Consider the following 26,231-nt stretch of genomic DNA (forward strand, 5'->3'; position numbering starts at 1 on the left):
GGGACCCTGTCCCCCCAGCCTTCTCTTTACTCTGCTGCCAGCGCCGCCTGCGGCGCCCGGTCGATCTCGGCGCGGCGGCGCGGCAGGGCGTGCGGATATTCCGCCTGCAGCCAGCCGATCATCTTCTCCCGCACCTCGCAGCGCAGGTCAAAGGCGCGGCCGGCATTGCCGGCGCTGACCAGCATGCGCACCTCCATCGTCTCCTGCTTGAAGTCGGTGACCTGCAGGTTCACCACCTTGCCGTCCCAGCGCGAGGAGCCCTTGGCGATCTCCTCCAGCTTGCGCCGCATCTCCGGGACCGGCGCGGTGTAGTCGACATAGAGCATCACCGTGCCGATCAGCGCCGCGCCCTCGCGCGTCCAGTTCTGGAACGGGTGCTCGATGAAGTAGCTGAGCGGCAGCACCATGCGCCGCCAATCCCACAGCCGGACGACGACATAGGTGGAGGAGATCTCCTCCACATTGCCCCATTCGCCCTCGACGATCACCGCATCCTCCAGCCGGATCGGCTGGGTGATGGCCAGCTGGATGCCGGCCACCAGGTTCTTCAGCAGCGGCTGCAGCGCCAGGCCGACCACCAGACCGGCGGCGCCGGCCGAGGCCAGCAGCGACACGCCATATTGCCGCACCCCGTCGAAGGTCATCAGCGCCACCGCGGCGGTGATGACGACGATCAGCGTCGCCGCCACGCGTTGCAGGATGCGCGACTGCGTGGCGTGCTTGCGCGCCAGCAGATTGTCCTCCGCCTCCAGCTTGAAGCGGCGCAGATAGACGGTGGTCCAGATATGCAGCGCGGTCAGCGCCACCCAGCCCAGCAGGCCGATGAAGCAGATCAGCAGCCCATGCCGCAGCACCGTGGTCTGGCCGCCATTCAGCGGCGCGATGCCGGCGCCGATCGACAGCGCGAAGACCACCAGGGCCATGCGCACCGGCCCCTCGGTGCGCTGCACCAGCGAGCGCCAGAACAGCTCGCGCTGCTCCACCAGCCGGGTCAGCACACGATACACCGCGCGGTGCAGCGCCAGCGCCAGCAGGGCCGCCACCCCCAGCACCAGCAGGCTGACCGCCCAGTCGGGCGCCCAGCTCAGCGAATCGACCACATCGCGGCCGACCTCGTCGATCTGTTCGAGCAATCGCCTCTCCCTTGGCCTGCCGAAGGCGGGGAGGCCGGCGCCGGCGGCGCGGCCTTGCGGCCGGGCAACCGGGCGCGCCTCCGCGCCTCCGCCGGGTGAGCCCGTGCTGCCGGCCCCGAAGGGGCAGGGGGGCGGGGGCATGGCCCCGCCCGTGCCACGGGTGGACCGCCCGCCGATGCGGCGGGAACGGCCCGGATCCGAGGGGAGAATGCGAAACCGACCCCAGCGTTTCCAGGGCGTCTGACGCCAGTGTGAGAGCGGCGTGTGAGAAGGGCGCGCGGCGTCTTGCCGCGCTGCAGCTCAGCCCGGCGGGCTGCGGTCGGCGGCGCCCAGGGCGCGCTGCATCAGCACCACATCCAGCCAGCGCCCGAACTTGAAGCCGGCGCCGCGCAGCAGCCCGACCTGGCGGAAGCCCAGCGAGAGATGCAGCCCGACCGAGCCGACATTCTCCGAATCGCCGATCACCGCGAAGACCTGGCGGAAGCCGGCGGCCTCGGCCCGCTCCAGCAGCGCCGCCACCAGGCTCTTGCCCAGGCCCTGGCCGTGCACGTCCTGGCGGACATAGATCGAATCCTCGGCGGCATAGCGCCAGGCCGGCTGGGCGCGATAGGCGGAGAGGAAGCCGAAGCCCAGCACCTCGCCCTGCTCCTCGGCCACCAGCCAGGCCCAGCCCTGGCCCTGCACCCGCGCCAGCCGCGCCGCCATCTCGGCCTCGTCGGGCGGCGCCTCCTCGAAGGTGCCGGTGCCGGTCAGCACGTGATGGGCATGGATCGCGGTGATCGCCGGAAGATCGGCCGGGGTGGCGTCGCGCAGCAGCGGCATGCGGGGTCTCCGCGAGGGTGGGGCTCCACCGCAAGGCGTAGGTGGGGCGGAGCGAAGCCGCAAGCGGCGGCGGCATCGCATCCGGCCGCGCAACGAAGAAAGCGCCGGCGCGGCCCCGGCCCGGAAGCCGGGGCGGGGCCGCGCCGCCCGGTTCAGCGCCGGCGCAGCAGCTCCGGCACGTGCAGCAGGATGAACTCATTGTCGTCGGCGCGCGTCAGGTGGCGGCCGGCGCTGAAGGGCAGGTTGTTGTCATTGGCGACAATGATGTGCTCGGCATCCACCACCGCCACATTCTCGATGGTGAAGAAGGGGAAGCCGAAGCGCTCGCGCGGGGCGTTGGCGGCGCGGTCGCCCAGGCTGCGCGCCAGGCCCTCCGGGTCGCGAATGTCGAGCAGGTCGATATGCGCCAGCTTGGCCACGAAGCCCTCGGCATCGACCTGGCCGAGATCGACCAGCGTCACCCGCTTCACCCGCGCCGGGGCGTGGAAGCAGGCCGGGGGCGTCTGCCCGGCCGCGCAGGCGAGCGACGGGTCGCCCTCGGCATCGTCGCGCTCGATCACCAGGGCGCGGCGCTCATCGATGAAGTTGAAATCGCCGATGGCGGTGGCGCCCGGCGCCAGGCGGAATTTCAGGCTGCGGCCGGTCCAGTCGCCGCGCGCCGTGTCGAACTCGATCATGCGCAGGAACTCGCCCTCGGGGCGGCCCTCGGCGGTCAGCACCGGCTTCTCCAGCAGGGCCCAGAGGCGGCTGCCATCCGGCAGCATGGCCATGCCCTCATAGCCGCCGGAGCGCTGGGTCTGGAAGGCGACGCCGGCGGTCGGGCTGTTCGGCACGAAGAGCGAGGGGTGGTCCGGGCTGCGCAGCGTGCGCCCCTCCAGCCGGGTCTCCACCACCTGCTGCACCCGCCCCGCGGCGTCGAGGCGGATCAGGTAGGGGCCGAACTCCTCGCCGATCCAGAAGCCCTGGCCATTCGGCATGGGCTGGATGCTCTCCGGGTCGAAATCGGCGCCGGTCAGGTAGCGCGCCTCGCTGCCCTCATGCGCGATGCGGAAGGGCACGCGGCGATCGGGGTCGGAGAGGAAGATGGTCTGTTCCACCCGCACCGCGCCGGTGGCGAAATCGGGGCGGATCTTGTGGAACATCAGCAGCGCGTCGCCGCTGTTGCGCTTGTTGCCGAAGCCATTGTCGGTCAGCACCCAGTAGGCGCCGGGCTCGCCGGCCACCGGCTTGATGCCGGAGAAGCCCTGCACCGGCTGGCCGATGAAGGGCAGGGAAAGACCGGTGGGGCGGCCATTCGGCGCCGGGCCGGTGCTGCCGGGGAGGCTGCCGGGGCGGTCCTCGCGCTGCGCGCCGGTGAACTTGCCGGAGACCAGCGCGTCGCGCGGCGCATCGGCCGGCGGCAGGGTCATGGTGAAGGCGGGCAGGATGGCATGGCCGGCCAGGCGGGCCTCGACCCGCTGGTCCTGTTGGGCCTGGGCCTGGTTCTGGGCCTGATTCTGGGCCTGGTTCTGGGCCAGGACGGGGCCGCCCAGCCCGAGCAGGGCAGTGGCGGCGAGCAGCAGCGCGCGCATCGTCATCTCCGAATCTGGAATCGCGTGCGGCGCTGTTACGGGCGTGCTGTTGCAGCCGCTTGACGACTGGATGACGAAATGGCGGCGGTGCCGCCCGGCGGCCCGGCCGTTCAGCGCGGGGCGAGGCCGGGCGGCGTGCCGGGGGCCAGGGTGTCGGGCGCCAGCGGGTCGGCCGCATGCGGGTCGCTCGCCGGGGCCGTGCCGGGCGCGGTGGCGGCCGGCCGGCCGCCCTCCCGCGCCGCCGCGCGGGCGGCCACGCCCTCGGCCCGGGCGCGGCCCTCGGCGCCCTCCACCGCCACCGTGTCGGCCATGGTGGCGCCGCGATGGCCCATGCGCCGCTCCGGACCCGTGGTGGTGTCGCGCGCCGTCTGGTGCTCCATCTCGGCATTCAGCTCGGCGCCGAACAGCACCACCATGGCAGAGAGCCAGATCCAGGTCATGAAGCCGATCACCGCGCCGAGCGAGCCATAGGTCGCGTCGTAATTGCCGAAATTGCCGACATAGAAGGAGAAGCCGGCCGAGAGCGCGGCCCAGGCCAGGGCGGCGAACACCCCGCCCCAGCTGACCCAGCGCCAGCGCGCCTTCTCCCGGCTGGGGCCGAAGCGGTACAGCGTCGCCAGCAGCGCGGTGATGAACAGGATCAGCAGCGGCCAGCGCGCCAGGCGCAGCAGCCATTCCGTGCTGCTCTCCAGCCCGGCGAAGGCCAGCACCACCGGCAGCACCACCACCGCGCCCATGGCCAGCATGGTGAAGACCAGCGCGCCGAAGGTGAAGGCCAGGCTGATCAGGGTGCGGCGGATGAAGCCGCGCTTCTCCTCCTCCTCATAGACGACGTTCAGCGCGTCGAACATCGCCTTGGTGCCCTGGTTGGCCGACCACAGCGCGACGCCAAGGCCGACCACGGCGCTGAAGCCGAGCGAGCCGGGCTCGCCCGAGGCCAGGCGGCGCAGCTGCTCGTCGATGATCTGCATGCCGCCCGAGGGGATGAAGCCCGCCGCCTGCTGCAGCTGCTGGCCGACCATGGCCGGGTCGGCGAACAGGCCGAACAGCGAGACCAGGGCGGTCAGCGCCGGGAAGACCGAGAGCAGGGCGTAGAAGGTGACGCCCGCCGCCTCGGTCATGATGCGGTCCTCATTCGCCTCCACCACCGAGCGCTTGAGGATGCTCCACCAGCCGCGCGCCGGGATGTCGCGCGGGCGGCTGGCGGTGCGGCCCTCGCCGGCCTGTCCCGTGGCGGCCCGGGCATCGGCGGGGCGGGGGCGGGCGGGCAGGGTCTGGCTGGGCATGGCGGGGCTCCTGGGCGGCGCCTGCGGCGCGTCATGCCCGGTGTAACGGCCCGCCCCGCCCGTGGTTCCGCGCCCGGCGGGCCGGCCGGCGCGGGGCGGCCGGGGCGTGGCCCGGCGGCCACAAGGGCCGCCGCAGGATCAGTCGCGCGCCGCCTGGTGCTTCAGATAGGCGATCAGCGCGTCCAGCTCGGCCTCGGGCAGCACCGCGGGGCTGAAGCCGGGCATCTGCTGGCCGGGCCAGTGGCGCACCGATTTCGGGTCGCGGATCAGCGCGCGCAGCCCGGGCTCGGTCATGTAGGCCAGGGCGGGCATCGGCCGCGCCAGGTCCGGCCCCATCTCCGCCGCCCCGGCGCCGGCCAGCCTGTGGCAGGCCAGGCACTGGGTGAGGAAGACCTCCTGGCCGCGCCGCGCCGGGTCGTCCGGGGGCAGGCCGGCGGCGACGCCGAGCGAGGGCCAGCGCCGCAGCGGATGCGCCACCGCGGTCAGGCTGGCCAGCGCATAGGGCCATTGCTCGGGGAGATGCCGCCCTGCTCCGGCCGCAGCCAGACCAGGTAGAAGGGCCCGGCATTGGCCGATTTGCCGGGCAGGGCCGGCCAGGGCGCGCCGGGCTCCTCCACCGCCAGCCAGGGCTCGGCGCCGCCCGAGAGCAGCGCGGCGGGGAGCTGCGAGGCGAAGCCGTCCGTTGCCTTGGCCTCCAGCGTCTCCACCCCCTCCAGCGGGCCGAGCAGGGCGCGCAGCGGCACGGCGCGGTAGCTCATGGCGCGGTGATAGGCGACATCCGCCGGCACGGTGATGCGCGCGGCATCCGGCCGCGCCAGCAGCGCCTCGGGCGTCAGGCGCTGCTCGCCGCCGGGCAGGGCGAGGCGCAGCTCGGCGGCCTGGGCGGCGGCGGCGAGGGGCAGCAGCGCCGCCAGCCAGAGCAGCGCGGCGGGGAGGAAACGTCGCATCGGGGCAGGGTCCCTGGGTGAGGTTCAGCCGTGGGGTTCAGCCGGGGGGCGCGGCGCGCAGCGGGGCGCGGGCCAGGCCATTGTGGTCGAAATTCTCCGGCGCCAGCCAGGCGGCGATGGCGTCGCGCCGGGCCGGCCATTCCTCCTCCAGGATGGAGAAGAAGGCGGTGTCGCGGCGGCGCCCCTTCACCACCAGATGCGCCCGCAGCGTGCCCTCATAGGTGAAGCCGAGCCGCGCGGCGGCGCGGCGGGAGGGCGCGTTCAGCGCGTTGCATTTCCACACCAGCCGGCGATAGCCCAGCTCGTCCATGGCGTGGCGCATCAGCAGGAACATCGCCTCGGTGGCGGCGCGCGTCCGCTGCAGCCGCGGGCCGAACCAGATATGGCCGAGCTCGATGGCGGCATTGGCCGGCTGGATCTCCATCAGTGTCAGCCAGCCCGAGGCCAGGCCCGAGACATGCGGCCGCACCGCCCAGGCGATCGGGTCATGCGTGGTGGCGAAGCCGGCGAGGAAGCGGCGGAACCCCTCGTAATCGGCGAAGGGGCCGTAGCCCATATAGGCCCAGCTATCCTCGGCGCCCTGCAGCGCCTGCCACAGCTCCTCGGCATGGCGCAGGCCGAGCGGCTCCAGCGTCACCGCGGTGCCGCGATGCGCGACCCGCGCCGGCAGCGGGCGCGGCAGCGGGTCGACCAGCGGCCCGACGGGAGGCTGCGTCGCGGGGTCGGCGGGCGCGGTGCCCTGCGGGGATGGCAGGGGTGCGGCGGGGGATGTGGCGTGGCCGGGCATTGTCATGATAGGCCGCAGGCTGGACCGTAACCCCGACGCCGCGCAAGCCGTCCGCCTGCCCCACTTCCTCCCCGGGAAGCGCTTGTTCTGCGCCCAGCCGAGACGATCTGCCTGACCATGAACGCTCCCGCTCCTCCCGCCGCCTATTACGCCGAGACGGTGCAGTTCGTGCACCACTGGACCGACCGGCTCTTCACCTTCCGCTGCACGCGCGACCCCGCCTTCCGCTTCCAGGCCGGGCAGTTCGCGATGATCGGGCTGATGGTGGAGGGCAAGCCGCTGGTGCGCGCCTATTCCATGGTCTCCGCCCCCTATGAGGAGGAGCTGGAATTCCTCTCCATCAAGGTGCCGGACGGGCCGCTGACCAGCCGGCTGCAGCATGTGAAGGTGGGCGACCAGGTGCTGATCGCCCGCAAGGCGGTGGGCACGCTGGTGCCGGACAGCCTGCTGCCCGGCCGCACCCTGTGGATGTTCGGCACCGGCACCGGCCTCGCCCCCTTCATGGCGCTGGTGAAGGACCCCGAGGTGTATGACCGGTTCGAGCGCGTGGTGCTGGTGCATGGCGTGCGCCAGGTGGCCGAGCTGGCCTATCATGACTGGCTGAGCCAGGAGCTGCCGCAGCACGAGCTGCTGGGCGAGCTGGTGCGCGACAAGCTGCTCTACTACCCGACCGTGACGCGCGAGCCCTTCCGGAACCAGGGCCGCGTCAACGAGCTGCTGGCCAGCGGCAAGCTGACCGCCGATCTCGGCCTGCCGCCCTTCTCGGTGGAGCAGGACCGGGTGATGCTGTGCGGCAGCCCGGAGATGCTGGTCTCCATGCGCGCCCTGCTGGAGCAGCGCGGCTTCACCGAGGGCGCCGGCAACCGCCCCGGCCACTATGTGGTCGAGAAGGCCTTCGTCGAGAAGTAAGGCCCCGCCCGGCCGCGCCGGCGACACGCCCATGCCCATGCCCATGCCCATGCCCATGCCCCTGGCCGGGGGCATGGGCTTTTTCATGCCCTAGCCCTGGGCGGCGGGGGGCGGCGCCGCCACGGCGAAGCCGGAGGCGGCCCAGGCGCGCACCGCCTGGATCTCGGCCTCGGTCAGCTCCTGGCGCGGCAGCGGCAGGGCGGGGAGGGTGGGGCCGAAGCGCAGCACCAGGGCCGCGGGCGTCTCCTCCAGCAGGCGCAGCCGCGCCGCCTCGGCCTCGAAGGACCAGCCCTGGCCCTGGCAGGCGAGCCGCCCCGGCAGCAGCGTCACCGAGACCGGGCCGAGCAGCGGCTGGCGCCCCGGCTCCGGCAGGGCCTGCAGGATCCGGGTCAGCGCGGCGCGCTGGCTGAGCTGGGCGTAGAGCGCCAGCAGCAGCGTCGCGCCGCCGATGACCGCCAGCAGCAGGGCCTCGTTCGTCTCCAGCGGCCGCCAGAAGGGGGCGGGGGGCGCCATGCGGCGCAGCAGCGTCTCGGCCAGGCGCAGCGACAGCAGCAGCGTGGCGGCGAAGAACAGCCCCTGGGCCAGCACGCGCAGCGTGCCGAGGCCGAGCCGCCCGCCGCGCCGCAGATCGGCCTCGACCAGCCGGGCCTGGTCCTCGGGCCGCCAGCTCAGGCGGAGCGTGATCATGCCGTGCCCCCCCGCGCATGGCGTTCCGTCCAGCGCCGCAGCGCCGCCTGCTGCGCCTCCGACAGGTCGCGCTTGGGCAGCACCAGCCGCTGGCCGAAGCCCAGGTCGAGCAGCATGAAGCGGGCATCCTCGGCGAGACCGCGCAGCAGGCCGGCGTCATAGCGCCGCGCCGCGCCCTCGGTCCGCCAGAGCAGGGAGGCGGGGCCGAGGGTGAGGATGACCCGCTCCGGCCGCGTCTCGCCGGCCAGCAGGCGGCGCAGCCGGGCGAGCGTCGCGCGGCGCATCAGGGCCGGCAGCAGCTTCGCCTCGAACAGCCAGCCCCAGCCGGTGGCGCCGGCCAGCAGGGCGGCCAGCATCACGAAGCTCTGCCCATGCGGGTAATGGCCCTTCCACAGCCCGATCGGCCCGGCCTGCAGCCAGGTGACGGCACCCAGCATCAGCAGCAGCGCGGCGGTGGCGCCGGCCAGGCCGGGCAGGCCCGCATGGTCCCGGCGCAGCCCGAGGCGCTGGCCCTCCAGCTCGTCCCGCGCCGAGACCGCGAAGCGCAGCACCGCCTCCGGCGCGCTCTCCGGCGGCGCGGCCGCGGCAGGGGAAGGGGCAGGGGCGGCGGCGCCGGGCCGGCGGCCGGTGGCGGGCACGGCGCTGCGCGGCGGGGGGGAGGCGGGTCTGGGCGGTGGGGTCTGGTCCCCCATGCGGGTCTCCTCGGGCGCTCGCGGTCTGGCTCGCGGCAGGGATGCGGCGCGGCGGGCGGCACGGCCAATCAACTTGGCTCAAGCGCCCCCGGCCTGGCTTGGCCTGGTCTGGCCTGGCCGTGCCAACGCCGCCGGCGCTGAAAGAGTTTGTTGCCGGAGGCCCGCACACTGAAACGCCGCGCCCGGCTAGATTTTCCTGCATCGGCGGCCGGCCTGCCGGACCGCCGGTGCAGAACAGAGGAACGAGCATGCGCAAGATGCTGATGCTGGGCACGGGTGCCCTGATGCTGGGTGTGGCCGGGCTGGCCGTGGCCCAGCCGGCGCCGCCTGCGGGCAGCCCGCCGCCGCCCCCGCCGGGCCAGGCGCAGGCCCAGCCCCCCGCGCCCCCGGGCCCGCCGGGGGCGGAGGCCGACCGCCCCGGCCCGCGCGGGCCGATGTGGATGCGCCATCACGGCATGATGCCGCCGCCCCCGCCGCCGCCCTCGCGCGCCGCCTCCTTCCGGCTGGAGCGGGGCGATGTCAGCCTCTCCATCCGCTGCGCCGAGAGCGAGCCGATGCAGGCCTGCGTCAACGCCGCCAATGCGCTGCTCGACAAGATGAACACCGTGTCGCGCTGAGGCGCCGAAGCTGCGGCGGGGCGGGGTCCTCCTCCCCCCCCTCTCCCCCCTGGCGCGGCGCTCCCGGCCGCGCCGCCCCGCCCCGCCGCGCACCCCCTTTCCCACCGATCCCGCAGCGACCGCGCCGGCCCCCTCCGGCGCGGTTCGCGCGACCGGAGGCTGGGACTGCGCGGTTTCTTGATGGGGGGTTGATCCCCGTCAATGCGGCGAAGCGTTCATCCTGCCATGGTCCAACGCGGCCGAATCGGCGCGCGCCCCACTCGGCGCGCCCCGGCGGCCGACGACCGTGAAGGATCGATCATGACCGCCGCCTCCCAACCGGCACCGCCGATCACCTCGACGCCGGAGCCGAGTTCCAACCGCAAATTCGCCTTCCTGCTGCTGGCGCTGGCCCTGTACGGGCTGGTGCTGATGCTGCCGACGCCGGAGGGGCTGAGCGCCGCGGGGCAGGTGTCGCTGGCGCTGCTGGCGCTGGTGATCACGCTGTGGATCAGCGAATGCGTCTCGCCCGCCACCAGCGCCGTCATTCTCACCGGCATGGCGGTTGTAGGCCTGATGGGCAAGTCGCTGACGCCCAATGCCCGGCCGATGTCGTCGGCCGATGCGCTGGGGGTGATGCTGACCGGCTTCTCCTCCACCGCGGTGCTGCTGGTGGCGGCCGCGCTGTTCCTGGCGGTGGCGCTGAAGCATACCGGGCTGGACAAGCGGGTGGCGCTGCTGGTGATGAGCAAGGTCGGCATCTCGCCGGCGCGGCTGACGGTGGGGGCGATGATCGTGGGCTTCGTGCTCGCGCTGTTCATCCCCTCGGCCACGGCGCGCGTCGGTGCGGTGATCCCGATCATGGTGGGTATCACCGCCGCCCTCGGCCTGCCGGTGGGCAGCAGCCTGGGTGCGACGCTGATGATCGTCACCGCCCAGGCCTGCTCGATCTTCAACATCGCGGTGAAGACCGGCGCGGCGCAGAACCTGATCAGCCTGAACTTCATGCAGGGTGCCTTCGGGCAGAGCGTCACCTGGGGCGGCTGGTTCGTCACCGCGCTGCCCTTCACCATCGGCATGAGCGTGGTGCTGTTCCTGGTCTCGCTCTGGCTGCTGCGGCCGGAGGTGCCGGCCAAGGAGGAGGCGCAGGCCAAGCTGCGCGAGCAGGTGGCGCAGCTCGGCCCGGTGACGGCGCCGGAGAAGCGGCTGATCGCGGTGGCGGTGATGCTGCTGCTGCTGTGGTCGACCGAGGGTGTGCTGCATCCCTTCGACACCACCACCACCACGCAGCTCGGCATCGCGCTGCTGCTGATGCCCAAGATCGGCGTGATGCACTGGGCGCAGGCGGAGAAGCTGGTGCCCTGGGGCACGGTGGTGCTGTTCGCCGCCTCGATCTCGCTGGGCACGCTGCTGTCGCGCACCGGCGCCGCCGGCTGGCTGGCGCAGGTGACGCTTGGCCAGCTGGGGCTGGAGGCGCTGCCGGTGGTCGCCGTGATCGGCGCGCTGTCGCTGTTCAGCATCGTGCTGCATCTGGGCTTCGCCTCGGCCACGGGGCTGGCCAGCACGCTGATCCCGATCATGATCGCCTTCAGCCAGACCCTGCCGGTGTCGAAGGAGACGGCCTTCGGCATCGTGCTGATCCAGAGCTTCGTCGTCTCCTTCGGCTTCATCCTGCCGACCAACGCGCCGCAGAACATGCTGTGCTACGGCACCGGGGCGTTCCGCATGACGCAATTCGCCAAGGTGGGGCTGGTGGTGACGGTGGCCGGCTTCGCGCTGATCCTGCTGCTGTCCGCGACGATCTGGCCGATGATGGGAGTGCTGTGAGATGGGTGCGCTGGTGGGCGTGATCGGGGCCGGGCAGGTGGGCGCGGCCGCGACCTATCTGCTGTCGGCGACGCCGGGGGTGAGCGACATCGTGCTGGTCGATCTCGACCTGGCGCGGGCGGCGGGGGAGGCGGCGGATATCGGCCATGCCGCCGCCTTCGGCACCGCCGCCCGGGTGCGGGAGGGCAGCTATGCCGAGCTGGCCGGGGCCGATCTGGTGGTGGTGACCGCCGGCGCCAGCCTGAAGCCGGGCCAGACGCGGCTGGAGCTGCTGCACCAGAACATCCGCATCGTGGGCCAGATCATCGAGCAGGTGCTGAAGGTGGCGCCCGACACCATCCTGCTCTTCGCCACCAACCCGGTGGACGTCATGCCGGCGATCGCGGTGCGGCATTACGGGGTGAAGCCGGGGCGCGCGATCGGCACCGGCTGCACGCTGGATTCGATCCGTTTCCGCGACCGGCTGGCGCATCACCTGGAGGTCGCCGCTGCCTCCGTGCATGCCTATGTGCTGGGCGAGCATGGCGATTCGGAGGTGCTGCACTGGTCCAGCGCGCAGGTGGGCGGGGTGCCGATCCTGGATTTCGCCGCGCAGCGTGGCCGGCCGATCGATGCGGCGATGCGGGCGCAGATCCATGAGGATGTCCGCACCTCGGCCTATCGCATCAAGGCGGGCAAGGGCGTCTCGAATTTCGGCATCGGTGGCTGCATCGCGCGGCTGGCGCGGGCGATCCTGATGGATGAGCGGGTGGTGTTCCCGGTCTCCACCTATCTGCCGGAGTATCTGGAGGTGCGGGAGACCTGCATCTCGCTGCCGCATGTGCTGGGGGAGGAGGGCGCGTCGCTGCCGATCCAGCCTTTGCTGGACGCGGCGGAGCGCGCGGCGTTGCGCAGCAGTGCCGCGGTGCTGGCCGACACCATCGCCGACGGGCTGAAGGTGCTGTCGGCTCCGGCCTGAAGCGCCCCGCCTGGCCGGGAGACCGCGGCAGCCTGACAGAAGGAGAAGGGGGTCCGGGGGAATTCATTCCCCCGGATCTTTTTGTTTTTTATGCCTTCCTGAACCTGGCCTGGGTCACGCTGTCGGTCTGCAGTGCCGCCTCGATGGCGTTGGCGCCGTCCCCGGTGCGCAGCACGACCCAGATCTCGCTGAACCAGGGGGCCTGTCCCCGGGTGCGGGCGAGGAAGAGGCGGTCGAGCGCGATGGCCACCGGGTTGCGCGGCTGGCAGCAGGCGCAGCCGATGGGATGGGCGCCGGGCGGCGGTGCCGCGAAGCGTTCGACGAGCGCGGGGCGGTCGGGCAGGGGGGCGCCATCCTCGGCCAGCACCACCGCATCGGCGGGCGTGCTGGCGGCATCGGCCAGGCGGAGCGGGGTTCGGGCGTCGAGGGACCAGCGCATACCGCTAGACATAAAGAAGTCTTTATGTCATCCGCAAGCCCATGGAGCCCTTGCTGGCGCAGCTGCGCGCCGCCGCCGAACCGACCCGCCTCCGCCTGCTGGCGCTTTGCGCCCGCGGGGCGTTCTGCGTGTCCGAGCTGTGCGCGATCCTCGGCCAGAGCCAGCCGCGCCTGTCGCGCCACCTGAAGCTGCTGGTGGAGGCCGGGCTGCTGGAGCGGCTGCCGGAGGGCGCCAATGTGTATTTCCAGCTGCCGCCGCAGGCCGATCTGGTGCGGCTGATGCTGGCGCGGCTGCCGGAGGACGACACCACCATCGCCGCCGACCGCCGCGCCGCCGCGCGCATCGCCGCCGAGCGGGCGCGGGCCGCCTCCGAGGCGTTCCGGCGCGACGGGGCGGATTGGGACGAGATGCGGGCGCTGGATCTGCCGGCCGCCGCGATCGAGGCGGCGCTGCTGGATTTGCTGCCGGAACGCCTGGGCCGGGTCGCCGATATCGGCACCGGCACGGGGCGGCTGCTGGAGCTGCTGGCGCCGCGCGCCGGCGCCGTGCTGGGGCTGGATGCCAGCCGCGAGATGCTGGCGCTGGCCCGCGCGCGGCTCGGCGAGCGCGCGCTGCCCAATGCCAGCGTGCGGCTGGCCGACATGTACCGGCTGCCGCTGCCGGATGGCGGGTTCGACGCCGCCACGCTGCAGATGGTGCTGCATTACGCCGAGGACCCGGCCGCCGCCCTGGCCGAGGCCGCGCGCATCCTGAGCCCCGAGGGGCTGCTGGTGGTGATCGACCTGGCCAGCCATGCGCGGCAGGATCTGCTGGCCGGGCCCGCGCATCGCTGGCCCGGCTTCGACGATGCGGCGATGGCCGGCTGGCTTGGCGCCGCCGGCTGCGCGCCGCTGCCACCCGTGGAGATCGCCGGCCCCCTGCCGGTGCGGCTGTGGCCGGCGCGGCGGCTGGCCGTGCCGGTCGCCGCCGCCGAACCCGTTCTGACCTTCTGACCGAAGAGGCCCTGCCCCATGGCCCGTCCGACCCTGCTGGAAGCCCTGCGCGACCGTGTCCTGCTCTGCGATGGCGGGATGGGCAGCCGTGTCCAGGCGCTGACCCTTGATGTGGAGAAGGATTACTGGGGCAAGGAGAACTGCACCGAGGTGCTGAACCTCTCCCGCCCCGAGCTCGTGCGCGAGATCCATCGCGGCTATTACGAGGCCGGGTCGGACATGGTGCTGACCAACAGCTTCGGCGGCTCGCCGATCACGCTGGAAGAGTTCGAGCTGGGCGCCAAGGCCTTCGAGATCAACAAGCTCTCGGTCGAGCTGGCGCGCGAGGCGGCAGAGAGCTTCGCGGATGGCCGCGACCGCTGGGTGATCGGCGATATCGGGCCGGGCACCAAGCTGCCGAGCCTCGGCCATATCGATTACGACACGCTGGAAGCCGCGCTGACCGAGCAGTGCCGCGGGCTGATCGCCGGCGGCGCCGATGCGCTGCTGACCGAGACCAACCAGGACACGCTGTTCATCAAGGCGGCGGTGAACGCCGCCAAGATCGCGCTGCGCGAAGCCGGAAAAGACATCCCGATCTTCGTGCAGGTGACGGTGGAGACCACCGGCACGCTGCTGGTGGGCGCCGACATCGCCGCCGCCACCACGGTGGTGCAGGCGCTCGACGTGCCGCTGATCGGGCTGAACTGCGCGACGGGGCCGCAGGAGATGGCCGAGCATGTGCGCTATTTGGCGCGCAACTGGCCCGGCCTGGTCTCGGTGCAGCCCAATGCCGGCCTGCCGGAGCTGGTGGATGGCAAGACGCATTACCCCCTGGCACCGGCCGAGATGGCAGTGTGGATGGAGCGTTTCGTCGCCGAGGATGGGGTGAACCTGATCGGCGGCTGCTGCGGCACCTCGACGCCGCATATCCAGGCGCTGGACGCGATGCTGCGCAAGGTCGGCGGCAGCCGGTTCCGCCCGGCGCCGGTCGCGCGCCGCGTGCACTGGGTGCCAGCGGTGGCGAGCCTGTATGGCGCGACGACGCTGCGGCAGGAGAATGCCTATTTCTCCATCGGCGAGCGCTGCAACGCCAATGGCTCCAAGGCCTGGCGCGAGCGGCAGGCGGCACATGACTGGGATGGCTGCGTCGCCATGGGGCGGGAGCAGGTGGGGGAGGGGTCGAACTCCCTCGACATCTGCACCGCCTTTGTCGGCCGCGACGAGATGGCGGAGATGAACGAGGTGGTGCGCCGCTTCACCGGCAGCGTCAACGCGCCGCTGGTGATCGATTCCACCGAGACGCCGGTGATCGAGAGCGCGCTGAAGCTGCATGGCGGCAAGCCGATCATCAACTCGATCAATTTCGAGGATGGCGAGGGGCATGCGACGGACCGCATGAAGCTCGCCAAGAAGTTCGGCGCCGCGGTGATCGCGCTGACCATCGACGAGGTCGGCATGGCGAAGACGGCGGAGGACAAGCTCCGCATCGCCGAGCGGCTGGTGGATTTCGCCTGCAACAAGCACGGGCTGCCGCAGAGCGACCTGCTGATCGACCCGCTGACCTTCACCATCGCCACCGGCAATGAGGATGACCGCAAGCTGGGGCTGTGGACGCTGGAGGGCATCCGCATGATCCGGGAGAAATTCCCGGACATCCAGATCATCCTCGGCCTGTCGAATATTTCTTTCGGTTTGAACCCGGCGGCGCGGCATGTGCTGAACAGCGTGTTCCTCGACCATGCGGTGAAGGCCGGCATGACGGGGGCGATCGTGCATGTCAGCAAGATCAAGCCGCTGCACGCCATCCCGCCGGAGGAGGTGAAGGTCGCCGAGGATCTGATCTTCGACCGCCGCGCCGAGGGCTACGACCCGCTGCAGAAGCTGCTGGAGATCTTCGCCGGGCGGAAGGCCGCGGATGCCGCCAAGAAGGTGAAGGCGGAGACGGTCGAGGGCCGGCTGAAGGACCGCATCGTCGATGGCGACCGCAAGGGGCTGGATGAGGAGCTGGCCGATGCCATGGCCAAGGGCATCAAGCCGCTCGACATCATCAACGGCATCCTGCTCGATGGCATGAAGGTGGTGGGCGAGCTGTTCGGCGCCGGCAAGATGCAGCTGCCCTTCGTGCTGCAATCGGCCGAGACGATGAAGGCCGCCGTCGCCTATCTGGAACCCTTCATGGAGAAGGCCGAGGGGCAGGAGAAGGGCACCATCGTGCTGGCGACCGTGAAGGGCGATGTGCATGACATCGGCAAGAACCTGGTCGACATCATCCTGACCAACAATGGCTACAAGGTCGTCAATCTCGGCATCAAGGTGCCGCTGAACGAGATGGTGGCGGCGGTGCGCGAGCATCGGGCGAACGCCATCGGCATGTCCGGCCTCCTCGTCAAATCCACCGTGGTGATGAAGGAGAATCTGGAAGAAATGTCGCGCCTCGGCGTCGAGGTGCCGGTGCTGCTGGGCGGCGCCGCGCTGACGCGCAATTTCGTCGAGGATGATTGCGTCAACGCCTATGCCAGCGGCCGCGTCGCCTATGCGCGGGATGCCTTTGACGGGCTGCACCTGATGGATCGCGTCATGGGCAGCGATTTCGACGGCTATCTGGCGGCGCTACAATCGAAGCGCGCCGGCAAGTCGAAGAACACCACCCGCACCCTCGGCACCGCCGATCCGCGCGGCTTCGCCCCCGTCGATGTCAACTACGCCCAGGCGCGGCGCCGGCGGATGACGGCGGCGGAGCCCGTGCCCACGCCGCCCTTCTGGGGCGCGCGGGTGATGGAGGCCGACCCGAAGGCGATCATCCCCTTCATCAATGAGCGCAGCCTCTACCAGTTCCAGTGGGGCTTCCGGAAGCAGGGGCGGAGCCTCGAGGATTTCATCGGCTGGGCAAAGCAGGAGCTGCGGCCCGTGCTGAAGCGCATGCTGACGCTGGCGGAACAGGAGAAGATCCTGCGGCCGCAGGCCATCTATGGCTACTGGAAATGCGCCGGCCAGGGCAATGACGTCATCCTGTTCGAGGAGGATGGCGTCACCGAGGCCTGCCGCTTCACCCTGCCGCGCCAGCCGAAGGAGGATGGCGAATGCATCGCCGACTTCCTGCGCGATATCGAGGACGGGCCGGAGGCGCGCGATGTGATCGGCCTGCAGGTGGTCACCGTCGGCCAGAAGGCCAGCGACGTGGCGCGGGAATGGTTCGAGGGCAATCGCTACCAGGATTATCTCTACCTGCACGGGCTGTCGGTGGAGATGGCGGAGGCGATGGCGGAGTACATCCACAAGCGCATCCGCGCCGAGCTGGGCTATGCCGGCGAGGATGACCGCGACATGGAGAAGATGCTGGCGCAGGGCTATCGCGGCGGCCGTTATTCCTTCGGTTATCCGGCCTGCCCGCGGCTGGAGGACCAGGCGCCGCTGCTGCGGCTGCTGCAGGCGGAGCGCATCGGCGTGTCGATCTCGGATGAGTGGCAGCTGCATCCGGAGCAGTCGACCAGCGCCATCGTGCTGCACCATCCGCGCGCCAAGTATTTCTCGGTCTGAAGCACCTCCGGCGGCGCCGATGGCGCCGCCGGCAACACCCCGGCAACCCCGCCCCGCCACAGTGGCGCGACCCCGGCGCAACCCTGGGCCGAAGCCCACCTTCCCCGTGCAGCCCCTCCCGTTTCGGCCCTGACCGGCAGCCGAAAGAAGAATGGAATGGGGAGGGGGGGTGGCCTAGAAAGCCGGGCGGGACAGAGCAGGATCTTGGCGGATGAACCGTGCGACGACACTCGCAGCGGCAACGGTTGGCGTGGCGGTGGCGGTGCTGGGCCTCAAGGCGGTGGCCTGGTGGCTGACCGGCAGCGTCGCGCTGATGGCCGATGCGCTGGAGTCGATCGTCAATGTCGCGGCGGCCACCGCCGCGCTGGTGGCCATCCGTGTCTCCGCCGCCCCGCCGGACGCCAACCACCCCTATGGCCATGCCAAGGCCGAGTATTTCTCGGCGGTGCTGGAAGGCGTGCTGATCGTCGTCGCGGCGCTGCTGATCCTGAACGAGAGCTGGGATGCCTGGCAGCACCCCTCGGCGCCGGCGCTGCCGGCCCAGGGCCTGGCCATCTCGGCCTTCGCCACCGGCATCAATGGCGCCTGGTCCTGGTGGCTGTTCCGCGCCGGGCGCAAGCTGCGCTCGCCGGCGCTGCTGGCCGATGCGCGGCACCTGCTGGCGGATGTGGTGACCTCGATCGGCGTGGTGGCGGGTGTCGCCGCCGTGGCGATGACGGGCATTCTCTGGCTCGACCCGCTGCTGGCCGGGCTGACGGCCATCAACATCCTGTTCTCCGGCTGGCGGCTGCTGCGCGAGAGCGTCGGCGGGCTGATGGACGAGGCGGTGGAGCCCGAGCTGCTGGCGCGCATCCGCGGCCTGGTGTCGCAGCAGGCCGAGGGCGCGATCGAGGCGCATGATCTGCGCACCCGCCATTCCGGCCGCACCACCTTCGTCGAGTTCCACCTTGTGGTGCCGGGGGAGATGCGGGTGGCCGAGGCGCATGAGATCTGCGACCGGATCGAGGCGGCGCTGAAGCAGGAGCTGGGCAGCGCCGTCATCACCATCCATGTGGAGCCGGAGGCGAAGGCCAAGCATCAGGGCGTGCTGGTGCTCTGACACCCTTTGCAGGGGGCCGTGGCGCCCCATCTCGACGGCAGGGCCACAAGGGGGAGAGGGATGGTCAGGCTGGATGTGATCACCACGCGCGGCGGCGATGGCGGGCAGACCTCGCTCGGCGACGGCACGCGGGTGGCGAAGGATTCGCTGCGCATCGAGGCGATCGGCGTGGTGGACGAGCTGAACGCCGCCATCGGCCTGCTGCGCCTGCATTGCGCCAGCGAGCCCGAGGCGGATGCCATGCTGGCGCGCATCCAGAACGATCTGTTCGACCTCGGCGCCGATCTCTGCATCCCCGGCGACGGGGCGGATGATTCCGCCGAGCGCCCGCGGCTGCGCGTGGCCGACAGCCAATGCGCGAGGCTGGAGGCGGAGCTGGCGGCGATGAATGCGGATCTGCCGCCGCTGCGCTCCTTCATCCTGCCGGGCGGCACGCCGGCGGCGGCGCATGCGCATCTGGTGCGCACCCTGGCGCGGCGGGCGGAGCGGGTGGTGGTGGCGCTGGCGGCGGCGGAAGCCGTGAACCCGGTGGCGATCCGCTACCTCAACCGGCTGTCGGACCACGCCTTTGTGCTGTCGCGGGTGCTGAACCGGGGCGGCGACATCCTGTGGGTGCCCGGGGGCGCGCGATAGGCGCCCGGAAGGCCGGGGTCAGAAGATCCAGCCCATCGCCTTGATGCCGACCCAGCACAGCGCCACCAGCACGCCGGTGGCGAACAGGCAGCCCGCCAGCGTCAGGCCGAGCCCGATGCCGGTCACGCGGCTATCCTGCTCGACGATGCCGAGCGCCATGACGATGGTGCCGAAGGCGGGCGGGCCATTGGTGCCGGGGCCGGGCAGGATCAGCATCAGCGCGGCATAGACCGTGGCCCAGCCGACCAGCCGCTCGGCGGGCGGGGTGATGAACCAGCCCTCGCGCGGCCGCACCAGCTTCTCGATCGGCTTCAGCCCGCGCGAGGAGGCGGAGGCCAGCCGCAGCAGGTCGGTGCGCTTCACCGTCTGCCGGGCGACGAAGCCGGGCAGGCGCGGCACCCGCAGCCCGAGCCCCATCTGCACCCCCAACACCACCATCGGGATGCCGAAGACGCTGGCCATGCCGGGCAGCAGGCTGGGCAGGCAGAGCAGCAGGATCAGCAGGCCGAAGGCACGCTCGCCAAAGGCCTCGGCGATCTCGCCCAGGCTGATGCGCTCGCCCGGCAGCGTCGCCGCCACCTCGGCCACGATGCGGGAGATCGTCGCCCCCTCGGCCCCGTGCCCGGGCTCCGGCGCCCCTCCCTGCGCCGCCGCGCCGGCCGTACCATCCATTCCCAAATCCCGTCGATCCATCCCGGCAACCCTGTGCGGGCGCCCTGCTTCGTGCCAGGGAGATGAGGGCGCGGGCCGGCCTGTTCAACACTGGCGCCGGCCTTGAGCCCCTGGGGAGATGCCGCATGCAGCCTGTCGACCTGGCGCTGTGCCTGGCCGTCGATGTCTCGGCCAGCGTCGATTACGACGAGTTCGGCCTGATGGTGGGCGGGCTGGCCAATGCCTTCCGGCAGGAGGACATCATCGCCGCCTGCGGCGCCGGGCCGCGCGGCGCGGTGGCGGTGGCGCTGCTGTTCTGGTCCTCGGGCCAGGAGCTGGCGGTGCCCTGGATGCGGATCTCCGACGCCGCCGGCGCCGCGGCGCTGGCCGAGGCGATCGACAACGCCCCCCGCCTGCCGGCGCCGGGGGCCACCGCGCTCGGGCCCGGCATGGCGGCGGGGCTGGCCCTGCTGGCGCGCTGCCCGGCGCAAGCCACGCGCCTGGCGCTCGATGTCTCGGGCGACGGCGCGCACAATCAGGGGCGGCCGCCCGGCCCGGTGCGCGATATCGGGGTGGCCGCCGGGGTCACCATCAACGGGCTCGCCGTGCTGAACGAGGAGCCGGACCTGCTGGCGCATTACGAGGCGGAGGTGATCGGCGGGCCAGGGGCCTTCGCCCTCTCCTGCGCCGATTACGCCGATTTCGCCGAGGCCATCCGGCGGAAGTTGCGCCGCGAGATCGGCGGCGCGCTGCTTGTTGCGGAGCAGCAAAGCGCCTTCTTTTTCTGAAGAAAAAGAAGCAAAAAGACTTTATCGGCTGGGCGCGGGCCTGCGCGGGCTTTCTTTTGGCGCGGCGGCGGTGCAGCCTTGGGGGGCTGTTTGTGCAGAGGCGCGGGTGCGGCCCGCCGGCTTCCGGATGGCGCTTCCCCTGTCTTCCTCAGGACCCGAACATGCTGCTGCTCATTCCCGGCCCCGTGCAGACCCGCCCCGAAGTGCGGGCGGCGATGGCCGTGGACATCGCCCCCTGGGACCGTGACTTCGCCCCCGAATACATCGCCATCCGCGAGAAGGTGCGCGACATCGCCGGCGGCGTGGCCGGCCGGCATGTCTGCCTGCCGCTGCAGGGGGCGGGGCATTTCATCACCGAGGCGGCGATCCGCACCTTCGTGCCCGCCTCCACCGGCAAGCTGCTGATCGTGCGCAACGGCGCCTATGCCGAGCGCATGGCGCGGCTGGCGCGCGAGGCCGGGCGCCAGGTGGTGGAGCTGCCCGCGCCCGACACCGGCGGCGTGGCGCCGGCGGCGGTGGCGGCGGCGCTCGCCGCCGACCCCGCCATCACCCATCTCGGCATCATCTATTCCGAGACCGGCAGCGGGCTGGTCAATGACGTGCCGGCGCTGGGCGCCGTGGTGCGCGCGGCCGGGCGGCGGATGATCGTCGACGCCGTCTCGGCCTTCGGCGCGCTGCCCTTCGACCTCTCGGCCCAGCCGGAGGTGGATGCCGTCGTCTTCACCTCGAACAAATGCATCGAGGGGCTGCCCGGCATCGGCTTCGCCGTCTGCCCGATCGACCGGGTGGAGGCCAGCCGCGGCCAGGCCGGCTCCTGGTCCTTCGACCTGGCCGATGTCTACGACACGGCGCAGCGCGCCGGCTGGGGCAGCTTCCGCTTCACCCCGCCGGTGCAGGCGCTGCACGCCTTCGGTGTCGCGCTCGACATCTTCATCGCCGAGGGCGGGCAGAAGGCGCGCCTCGCCCGCTACCGCGAGAATTGCCGCATCCTGTATGAGGGCGCCCAGGCGCTGGGGCTGCGCCCCTATCTGTCCTGGGAGAATCAGGGCCCGATCATCGCGCTGTTCCACCAGCCGCGGCAGGAGGGCTTCACCCTGCAGGGCTTCGTCGACGCGCTGAAGCGGCGCGGCGTGCTGATCAGCAATTTCTACAACACCGAGGCGCCGACCATGCGCATCGGCTGCATCGGCCATGTCGGGCCGGACGAGATGCGCTTCGCCCTCGGCGCCATGCGCGGCGCGCTGGAGGAGCTGGGCGTGCGCCGCCGCGACGCGGCCTGAGGCGGCGGGGGCGGGCCGTTCAGCCGGCCCGCCCCGGCCAGAGCCAGCAGAGCAGCGCCGCCGCCGCGGCCAGCCACAGTGCGATGATGGCGGCCGCCCCGGCGCGGCTGACCGGCCGGCCCCCGGCCGCCAGGGCGGCCGCGCGGTGTTCCTGCATCAGCGCCGGCGGCACCAGCCGGATCACCAGCAGGATCGCCAGCGGCAGCAGGATGGCCTCGTCCAGATAGCCCAGCACCGGGATGAAATCGGGGATCAGGTCGATCGGCGACAGCGCATAGGCGGCAATCGCCAGGGCCAGGGCGCGCGCATACCAGGGCGTGCGCGGATCGCGCGCCGCCAGGTACAGCGCGTGCACATCGCGCCGGATCGCCCGCGCCCAGTCCCGGATCCGGCGCCACATCGGGCTGGCCCCTACAGGCCGAGCTGCGCGGCCAGGTCCTCCATGTCGCGCGCCACCACATCCCAATCCTGCTCCGGCGCCAGGTCGGTGGTCTGGCCGGGCCCATGCTCGGTCGGGCGGGGGATGAAGGCGGTGCGCAGCCCGCAGCGCCGCGCCGCCGCCAGATCGCCATTGTGCGCGGCGACCAGCATCACCTGCTCCGGGCGCAGCGCCAGCACCTCGGCGGTGCGCAGATAGGCTTCCGGCGTCGGTTTGTAGGCCTGCGCCACCTCGGCGCCCAGGATCGCGTCCCAGGGCAGGCCGGCGCGCCTGGCCATGTCCAGCATCAGCCGGATATTGCCGTTGGAGAGCGGCGCGATGATGTAGCGCGCCTTCAGCCGGGTGAGGCCGGCGACCGAATCCGGCCAGGGGTCCAGCCGGTGCCAGGCCAGGTTCAGCTCTTCCAGCTCCGCCTCCGGCACGCGGGCCGGGTCGATGCCATAGCCGGGCAGGATCTGCTCCAGGTTTTCCCGGTGCAGCACGTCGAGCCGGGTGAAGGGGCGGCGGCCGCTGCGCACCTCCTCCATCGCCGGCGAGTAGCGGCGGCGCCAGGAATCGGCGAAGCCGGCCGGGTTGGCGCCGGCGGCGCCGTGCCGGGCCAGGAAGGGCGCCGCCTCCCGCGCCACGCCCTGGCGCCAATCCACCACCGTGCCGAACACGTCGAACACCAGCGCCTGCACATCCTGAACCATGGCGTTCCGCCTTTCCCCCGTGATTGTCAGGCCATTCCGAGCTCGTCCTGGCGGCGCTTGTCCAGCTCCTCGCTGTAGCGGCGCAGCAGGTAGGAGGCCTTGAGCAGGCCGATGACGCAGGAAGTGTCCTTCTGGTCCACCACCGCCAGCGCCTCGGCATCCGTCGCGTCGAACAGCGCCATGGCCTGCTTGGCGTTCTGCGCCGGCAGCAGCACCTGGTCGGTCAGGTGCAGCAGGCCGGCGATGGTCGCGCCCTCCTCCTGCTCCGGCGCATGCGCCTCGGCCACCAGGATCATGCCGGCATAGCGCCCGGCCTCGTCGAGGGCGACGACATGGGTGGTCGCACCCAGCGGGAAGTCGCGGCGGAAGGCGCCGATGCGCGTATCCTGCCGCACCGTGCGCACATCGCGCCGCATCAGCTTGCCCACCGTCAGGTCGCGCAGCCAGCCGACATCATGCGCGCTGCGGATCGCCTCGCCGCGCAGGTGGAAGCGCCAGGTGGCGAAGGAATAGCCGAACAGCCGCCGCACCGCGGTGGCCGAGACGATCACCGCCATCACCACCACCCCGGCGATGGCGAAGCTGCCCGTGGTCTCCAGCGCCAGGAAGGTCATGGCCAGCGGCGCGCCGATGACGGCGGCGCCGAAGGCGGTCATGCCGACAATGGCGCCGAGCAGCGGATCCACCGCGATGCCGAGCGCCAGCGCGCCGGAGGCCACCAGCTTGCCCAGCAGCGCGCCCAGCAGCAGCGAGGCGAAGAACAGCCCGCCGCGGAAGCCGGCGCCGATCGAGATGGCCGAGGCCAGCGCCTTCAGCAGCAGCAGCGTCACCAGCGGCAGCACCGGCCCCTCAACCACGAAGGCCAGGTGCAGCGCGCCATGCCCGGCCGAGAGCACCGCCGGCGTGACCAGCGCCAGCGCGCCCACCGCCAGCCCGCCCACCGCCGGGCGCAGCGTGCCCCAGGGGATGGCGCGGCGCAGCCCGGCCTCGGTCAGGGTGACGCCGCGCATCAGCGCGATGCCGGCCAGGCCGCAGGCCAGGCCGATCAGCAGCGACAGGCCGGTATCGTCCCAATCCGGCGCGCCCAGCCCGGCCGCCAGCACCTGGGTGCCGCCGCCCAGCCATTCCGCCACCAGGCTGCCGGCCACGGCGGCGGCCAGCACGGGCGCCAGATAGGCGATGGCGTAGCTGCCGATCACCAGCTCGAAGGCGTAGAAGGCGCCGGTCAGCGGCGCGCTGAAGGCGGCGGCGATGGCGCCCGCCGCACCGCAGCCCACCAGCACGCGCAGATCGCCGCGCCGCAGCCCGAAGCTGCGGCCGAGCCGCGAGGCGGCGCCGCCCCCGGCCTGGGTGTAGGCGGCCTCCAGCCCGACCGAGGCGCCGAAGCCGTTGGAGAGCAGGTTCTGCGCCCCCACCACCACCCCGTCCCACAGTGACATGCGGCCGCCATGCAGGGCATTGGCCTCGATCGGGTCGACCGGCTGGCGCGGCCGCCAGCGCGCCAGCGCCAGGCCGAGCAGCCCGAGCAGCAGCCCGCCGGTCGCCGGGGCCAGCAGCAGCACCAGCGGCTCCGGGTCGCGCAGCACCGAGAGGCCGTGCTGGCTGTCGGGGCCGAAGACCAGCCAGTGCACCCCGCGCGCGGCGCCGCCGAGCGCGGCGGCCAGCAGCCCGCTCAGCAGCCCGGCCAGGGTGCCGAGCAGCAGGATGCCGAGCTCGCTCTGCCGCACCGCGTCGCGCAGCGAGCCGCCGGCGGTGCGGCGCTGCAGCCAGCGGCGCAGCGCGATCACGCCGCCTCGCTCCAGCCGCAGGCGGCGAAGGCCTCGCGCAGCGCGGCGGGTACCGGGGCGGTGGCGGAAAGCGGCGGGTCCAGCGGCAGCTCGATGGCGCGGGCCAGCAGGTGCAGCCCGCCCGGCGCCTTGGTGCCGTAGAAGGGGTCGCCCAGGATCGGCCAGCCCTGGGATGCGCAATGGACGCGCAGCTGGTGGGTGCGCCCGGTCTCCGGCCGCAGCTCCAGCCAGGCGAGGCCGGGGCCACGGCCGCGCACCCGCCAGCGGGTCAGGGCGGGCTGGCCCTCGGCATGCGCCTCCATCCGCCAGCCGGCGGCGGCGCTGCTGGTCTTGCGGAGCGGCAGGTCGATGCGGCCGGATTGCGCCGCCGGCCCGCCCCGCACCACGGCCCAGTAGGTCTTGCGGGCTTTCCCGGTGGCGAAGAGCTGGCCGAGCGCGGCCAGCGCCGGCTTGGTGCGGCCGAGCACCAGGCAGCCGGCGGTGTCGGTGTCCAGGCGATGCGCGGGTTGTGGCAGATGCCGCTTGCCCTGGGCCAGCGCCGGGAGGTGGTCCTCCAGGCTGGCGCCGCCGCGCGGGCCGCGATGCACGGGCAGGCCGGCGGGCTTGTCGATCACCAGCACCGCATCGGTCTGCAGCAGGATCCTGAGAGGGGCGCCGCCCCTCTCAGACTCTCCCCGCCAAGAACCTGAGGTTCTTGGATCTCCCATCAGAGGGTCTCCAACGGATGGCGGGGGTGCGGGGGCGGCGCCCCCGCGTCGCTGCTCAGGCCGCCTTGGGCAGCAGCCGGCTGCTGCGCTCGGCCCAGTCGAAATAGAGCTGCCGGGCCTTCTGCGCGACCGGCCCGATCGGCAGCTCGCGGCCCTCGAAATTGGTGCAGTACTGCACCTTGCCGAAATTGCCGGTGGCGAAGATCTCATCCGCCTCGCGCAGCATGTCAGGGGTGATGACGCATTCCTTCGCCTCGATCCCCGCCTCGCGCAGCAGGCCGAGCACGCGGGAGCGGGTGATGCCGGCCAGGTAGGTGCCGTTGGCGATCGGCGTCATCACCACCCCGTCCTTGACCATCATCAGGTTGGAGGTGGCGAATTCGGCGACATTGTCCTCGAAATCCGACATCACGGCGTTGTCGTAGCCATGCTCGCGCGCCCAGCCGGCGGCGCGGGAGGAGTTCGGATAGAGGCAGGAGGCCTTGGCGTCGGTCGGCGCCATGTCGGCGGCCGGGCGGCGGAACGGCACCATGCAGGCCGAGAAGCCCTTGGAGACGTCCGGCATCGGCGAATCATAGATCGACAGGATGAACTCGGTGCTGTCGCCATCCGGCTGCGCGGCGCCGATGCCGCGGCGGACGAAGAACATCGGGCGGATATACAGCTCCGCATCCGGGCCCATGCGGCGCACGCCCTCGCGGCACAGCTCCTCGATCGCCTGGGCCGACAGGGTCGGCTTCATGCCCATGGCATGGGCGCTGCGGATGACGCGCTGGCAGTGCAGGTCGAGATCCGGCACCAGGCCGCGAATGGCGCGCGCGCCGTCGAACAGGATCGAGCCGAGCCAGAAGGCGTGGTCCATCGGGCCGAGCACCTTCGGCTCCTCGGTCAGCCACTTGCCGTCGTGCCAGAAGACGCCCGCCATGGAACCAATCCTTCAGTGAAGCCAATGAGGGCAGGAAGACTGCCACGGCTCCACCGGCAGGTGAA

The 26,231-nt window shown here is 72.1% G+C and carries 25 protein-coding genes and 1 pseudogene; 10 read left to right on the forward strand and 16 right to left on the reverse strand.

The window, feature by feature from the left end; genetic code table 11:
- Positions 1-26: 26 nt before the first annotated feature.
- From QE401_RS18470 to QE401_RS18500, 7 genes are all read right to left on the reverse strand, one after another.
- On the reverse strand, positions 27-1,133 hold the full coding sequence (locus QE401_RS18470) for a mechanosensitive ion channel family protein (RefSeq protein WP_307139594.1): 1,107 nt from the start codon (positions 1,131-1,133) through the stop codon (positions 27-29).
- Between the two features lie 300 nt (positions 1,134-1,433).
- On the reverse strand, positions 1,434-1,955 hold the full coding sequence (locus tag QE401_RS18475; RefSeq protein WP_307139595.1) for a GNAT family N-acetyltransferase: 522 nt from the start codon (positions 1,953-1,955) through the stop codon (positions 1,434-1,436).
- A gap of 152 nt (positions 1,956-2,107) precedes the next feature.
- A complete protein-coding gene (locus tag QE401_RS18480) occupies positions 2,108-3,526 on the reverse strand; it encodes an esterase-like activity of phytase family protein (RefSeq protein ID WP_307139596.1) in 1,419 nt (472 codons plus the stop codon).
- A 110-nt stretch (positions 3,527-3,636) separates the two neighbouring features.
- Positions 3,637-4,812, reverse strand: a complete 1,176-nt coding sequence (locus QE401_RS18485) for a YihY/virulence factor BrkB family protein (protein ID WP_307139597.1) — start codon at positions 4,810-4,812, stop codon at positions 3,637-3,639.
- Positions 4,813-4,950: 138 nt separating this feature from the next.
- The gene (locus QE401_RS18490; protein WP_307139598.1) at positions 4,951-5,289 is read right to left on the reverse strand and encodes a c-type cytochrome; all 339 of its coding nucleotides are present in this window, start codon (positions 5,287-5,289) and stop codon (positions 4,951-4,953) included.
- A 5-nt stretch (positions 5,290-5,294) separates the two neighbouring features.
- Entirely contained in the window at positions 5,295-5,759 is a 465-nt protein-coding gene (locus tag QE401_RS18495) for a hypothetical protein (RefSeq protein ID WP_307139599.1), read from the reverse strand.
- A 37-nt stretch (positions 5,760-5,796) separates the two neighbouring features.
- Positions 5,797-6,552 carry a GNAT family N-acetyltransferase gene (locus tag QE401_RS18500; protein WP_307139600.1) on the reverse strand — a complete coding sequence of 252 codons (756 nt, stop codon included), beginning with the start codon at positions 6,550-6,552 and terminating at the stop codon, positions 5,797-5,799.
- Positions 6,553-6,663: 111 nt separating this feature from the next.
- On the opposite strand from QE401_RS18500, the gene QE401_RS18505 reads away from it, so the two are divergent.
- Complete coding sequence (locus QE401_RS18505) at positions 6,664-7,455, forward strand: ferredoxin--NADP reductase (protein ID WP_307139601.1); 792 nt, start codon at positions 6,664-6,666, stop codon at positions 7,453-7,455.
- Positions 7,456-7,545: 90 nt separating this feature from the next.
- On the opposite strand, the gene QE401_RS18510 is transcribed toward QE401_RS18505, so the two are convergent.
- Positions 7,546-8,142, reverse strand: coding sequence for a hypothetical protein (locus tag QE401_RS18510; RefSeq protein ID WP_307139602.1), 597 nt, complete (start codon positions 8,140-8,142; stop codon positions 7,546-7,548).
- The gene (locus tag QE401_RS18515) at positions 8,139-8,834 is read right to left on the reverse strand and encodes a hypothetical protein (RefSeq protein WP_307139603.1); all 696 of its coding nucleotides are present in this window, start codon (positions 8,832-8,834) and stop codon (positions 8,139-8,141) included. The genes QE401_RS18510 and QE401_RS18515 overlap by 4 nt, the downstream gene beginning before the upstream one ends.
- A gap of 248 nt (positions 8,835-9,082) precedes the next feature.
- Here QE401_RS18515 and QE401_RS18520 point away from each other — a divergent pair, with 248 nt between their 5' ends.
- The 3 genes from QE401_RS18520 to QE401_RS18530 all read left to right on the forward strand — a co-directional run bounded on the left by QE401_RS18520 (position 9,083) and on the right by QE401_RS18530 (position 12,215).
- Positions 9,083-9,451 (forward strand): hypothetical protein, encoded by a 369-nt coding sequence (locus tag QE401_RS18520; RefSeq protein WP_307139604.1) that lies wholly within the window; start codon positions 9,083-9,085, stop codon positions 9,449-9,451.
- Between the two features lie 300 nt (positions 9,452-9,751).
- Positions 9,752-11,257, forward strand: a complete 1,506-nt coding sequence (locus tag QE401_RS18525; RefSeq protein WP_307139605.1) for an SLC13 family permease — start codon at positions 9,752-9,754, stop codon at positions 11,255-11,257.
- 1 nt (position 11,258) lies between these two features.
- Entirely contained in the window at positions 11,259-12,215 is a 957-nt protein-coding gene (locus QE401_RS18530) for an L-lactate dehydrogenase (protein WP_307139606.1), read from the forward strand.
- An 88-nt stretch (positions 12,216-12,303) separates the two neighbouring features.
- Here the strand turns inward: QE401_RS18530 and QE401_RS18535 are convergent, their stop codons facing one another.
- Complete coding sequence (locus QE401_RS18535) at positions 12,304-12,654, reverse strand: hypothetical protein (RefSeq protein ID WP_307139607.1); 351 nt, start codon at positions 12,652-12,654, stop codon at positions 12,304-12,306.
- A gap of 41 nt (positions 12,655-12,695) precedes the next feature.
- Here QE401_RS18535 and QE401_RS18540 point away from each other — a divergent pair, with 41 nt between their 5' ends.
- The 4 genes from QE401_RS18540 to QE401_RS18555 all read left to right on the forward strand — a co-directional run bounded on the left by QE401_RS18540 (position 12,696) and on the right by QE401_RS18555 (position 18,897).
- Positions 12,696-13,646 carry an ArsR/SmtB family transcription factor gene (locus QE401_RS18540; protein WP_307139608.1) on the forward strand — a complete coding sequence of 317 codons (951 nt, stop codon included), beginning with the start codon at positions 12,696-12,698 and terminating at the stop codon, positions 13,644-13,646.
- A gap of 18 nt (positions 13,647-13,664) precedes the next feature.
- The gene (metH, locus tag QE401_RS18545; protein ID WP_307139609.1) at positions 13,665-17,165 is read left to right on the forward strand and encodes a methionine synthase; all 3,501 of its coding nucleotides are present in this window, start codon (positions 13,665-13,667) and stop codon (positions 17,163-17,165) included.
- Positions 17,166-17,376: 211 nt separating this feature from the next.
- Complete coding sequence (locus QE401_RS18550) at positions 17,377-18,264, forward strand: cation diffusion facilitator family transporter (protein ID WP_307139610.1); 888 nt, start codon at positions 17,377-17,379, stop codon at positions 18,262-18,264.
- Between the two features lie 60 nt (positions 18,265-18,324).
- The gene (locus QE401_RS18555) at positions 18,325-18,897 is read left to right on the forward strand and encodes a cob(I)yrinic acid a,c-diamide adenosyltransferase (protein ID WP_307139611.1); all 573 of its coding nucleotides are present in this window, start codon (positions 18,325-18,327) and stop codon (positions 18,895-18,897) included.
- 18 nt (positions 18,898-18,915) lie between these two features.
- On the opposite strand, the gene QE401_RS18560 is transcribed toward QE401_RS18555, so the two are convergent.
- Positions 18,916-19,569 carry an exopolysaccharide biosynthesis protein gene (locus tag QE401_RS18560; protein WP_307139612.1) on the reverse strand — a complete coding sequence of 218 codons (654 nt, stop codon included), beginning with the start codon at positions 19,567-19,569 and terminating at the stop codon, positions 18,916-18,918.
- Positions 19,570-19,694: 125 nt separating this feature from the next.
- Here QE401_RS18560 and QE401_RS18565 point away from each other — a divergent pair, with 125 nt between their 5' ends.
- Together QE401_RS18565 and QE401_RS18570 are read left to right on the forward strand one after the other, a co-directional pair.
- Positions 19,695-20,336, forward strand: coding sequence for a DUF1194 domain-containing protein (locus QE401_RS18565; RefSeq protein WP_307139613.1), 642 nt, complete (start codon positions 19,695-19,697; stop codon positions 20,334-20,336).
- A 161-nt stretch (positions 20,337-20,497) separates the two neighbouring features.
- A complete protein-coding gene (locus QE401_RS18570) occupies positions 20,498-21,616 on the forward strand; it encodes a 2-aminoethylphosphonate--pyruvate transaminase (protein ID WP_307139614.1) in 1,119 nt (372 codons plus the stop codon).
- A gap of 19 nt (positions 21,617-21,635) precedes the next feature.
- Here the strand turns inward: QE401_RS18570 and QE401_RS18575 are convergent.
- The 5 genes and pseudogenes from QE401_RS18575 to QE401_RS18595 form a co-directional block, all read right to left on the reverse strand.
- A pseudogene (locus tag QE401_RS18575) lies at positions 21,636-22,016 on the reverse strand (YkvA family protein); the annotation flags it as partial.
- An 11-nt stretch (positions 22,017-22,027) separates the two neighbouring features.
- Positions 22,028-22,747 carry a haloacid dehalogenase type II gene (locus QE401_RS18580; protein ID WP_307139615.1) on the reverse strand — a complete coding sequence of 240 codons (720 nt, stop codon included), beginning with the start codon at positions 22,745-22,747 and terminating at the stop codon, positions 22,028-22,030.
- A 26-nt stretch (positions 22,748-22,773) separates the two neighbouring features.
- On the reverse strand, positions 22,774-24,534 hold the full coding sequence (locus QE401_RS18585) for a chloride channel protein (RefSeq protein WP_307139616.1): 1,761 nt from the start codon (positions 24,532-24,534) through the stop codon (positions 22,774-22,776).
- The gene (locus QE401_RS18590; protein ID WP_475638091.1) at positions 24,531-25,241 is read right to left on the reverse strand and encodes a pseudouridine synthase; all 711 of its coding nucleotides are present in this window, start codon (positions 25,239-25,241) and stop codon (positions 24,531-24,533) included. The genes QE401_RS18585 and QE401_RS18590 overlap by 4 nt, the downstream gene beginning before the upstream one ends.
- 55 nt (positions 25,242-25,296) lie before the next feature.
- The gene (locus QE401_RS18595) at positions 25,297-26,166 is read right to left on the reverse strand and encodes a branched-chain amino acid aminotransferase (RefSeq protein WP_307139619.1); all 870 of its coding nucleotides are present in this window, start codon (positions 26,164-26,166) and stop codon (positions 25,297-25,299) included.
- Positions 26,167-26,231 lie beyond the last annotated feature (65 nt).

The sequence above is a fragment of the Pseudoroseomonas cervicalis genome, from assembly GCF_030818485.1.
Classification (GTDB): Bacteria; Pseudomonadota; Alphaproteobacteria; order Acetobacterales; family Acetobacteraceae; genus Pseudoroseomonas; species Pseudoroseomonas cervicalis_A.